Here is a 1,408-nt window from a genome sequence, read left to right on the forward strand (position 1 = left end):
GATGCAAGACGATGACCGCCGCGCCGCTCGTCTCCGTCCTGTTGCCGGTCTACAATGCCGGCCCCTATCTCGCCGCCGCGCTGGGAAGCATCCTGCGGCAGGATCACAGTCGCCTGGAGATCATCGCGATCGATGACGGCTCGACCGACAATTCGCTCGAGATACTGGAGCGATGCCAAGAGGCCGACAGCCGCATCTCGATCGTCTCGCGCGAAAACCGCGGCCTCGTCGCGACGCTCAACGAAGGGCTGGCGCTCGCCCGGGGCGAACTGGTCGCGCGGATGGACGCCGACGACGTCGCCTATCCCTGGCGTTTGTCGCGCCAGGTGGCGCTGTTTGAGCGGCGGCCCGAACTGGGCTTCTGCGGCGCCGGCGTCGACATGTTGATCCGCGGCCGCATCGCCAGGGGTAAGCCCGATCCGGTGTTCCAGTTCGGCCGCATCCCTGTATTGGCGATGTTCTTCACGATCTTTATGCACCCGACGGTCGTCTACAACAGGAAGGTCGTCGACGACAGCGTTCTCCACTACGACCCGATCTACAGGCACGCCGAGGACTTCGATCTTTTCAGGCGGCTGGCCGGCCGTTACCCGGCAGCCATGATGCCCGAAAACCTGGTCGTCTACCGCGTCCATGAGGCAAGCGTGACCAGCCGGCACGTCAAGGAGATGCGCAGGACGCATTTGCGGATCGTCGCCGAGAACCTCGAGCGCGAGGGCCTGGCGCAGGCCACGCGGGACCTGCGAGACATCGGCGATGCGGTCAGCCACGACACGGTCGCCCGTGCGGCCAGCTTCATCGTCGCGCTGGAGGAGGAAATCCGCTCGCTGCCGGCGGCGACGCGGCCGAGCTTCGAGGCTGGCGCGCTGAACCTGTTCTATTTCCTCTACCAGCTCGTCGCCGACAAAAAGCAGCCTGCGCTGACGCATGAATTGCTGACGCGGACCGCGAAATGGAACGCCATCCGGCGCCGCGAGCAATATGCGCTGCGGCCCGGCGCCTGGGCGCCCTGGCTCAGCCTCGCCTCGCTGTCGGCCGCCAGACAAGCCGATGCCATGGCATACTTCTTCAAATCCGCGCCCGCCGCGGCGGTTCTGGCGTCTCATCGGTTGAGTTAAAGGCATGATCGTCAAAGCCCACCAAGCTCTGCAGCGCGATCGTTCGACGGCGCTTGACCCTGCCCCGACCGGTCGCGGCCGTGACCGATCGGCGCCGGAGGTCAGCTTCATCATCTGCACGCGCAACCGCGTCGCGGTGCTCGATGCCTGCATCAAGTCGGTGCAAGCCGCCTGCCGCGCACATGCCGGCTTCGCCGCCGAACTCGTGGTCGTCGACAACGGTTCGATGGACCGCACGGCCGAACGCCTGGCCAGCATCGCCGCTGCGTCGGACATTCCGTTCACGCCCG

2 protein-coding genes are annotated in these 1,408 nt (G+C 66.1%); both read left to right on the plus strand.

The window, feature by feature from the left end; genetic code table 11:
• The first annotated feature begins 11 nt into the window (after positions 1–11).
• Positions 12–1,118 (plus strand): glycosyltransferase, encoded by a 1,107-nt coding sequence (locus EN750_RS34315; protein WP_127399276.1) that lies wholly within the window; start codon positions 12–14, stop codon positions 1,116–1,118.
• A gap of 4 nt (positions 1,119–1,122) precedes the next feature.
• On the plus strand, positions 1,123–1,408 hold a 286-nt coding region (locus EN750_RS34320; protein WP_127399277.1), incomplete at its 3' end, for a glycosyltransferase.

This window comes from Mesorhizobium sp. M7A.F.Ca.ET.027.03.2.1 (assembly GCF_003999175.1).
Classification (GTDB): domain Bacteria; phylum Pseudomonadota; class Alphaproteobacteria; order Rhizobiales; family Rhizobiaceae; genus Mesorhizobium.

Excerpts from the sequence above, each read along its gene's own strand:
- EN750_RS34315 (WP_127399276.1), top strand. The coding sequence starts at position 12 with ATGACCGCCGCGCCGCTCGTCTCCGTCCTGTTGCCGGTCTACAATGCC.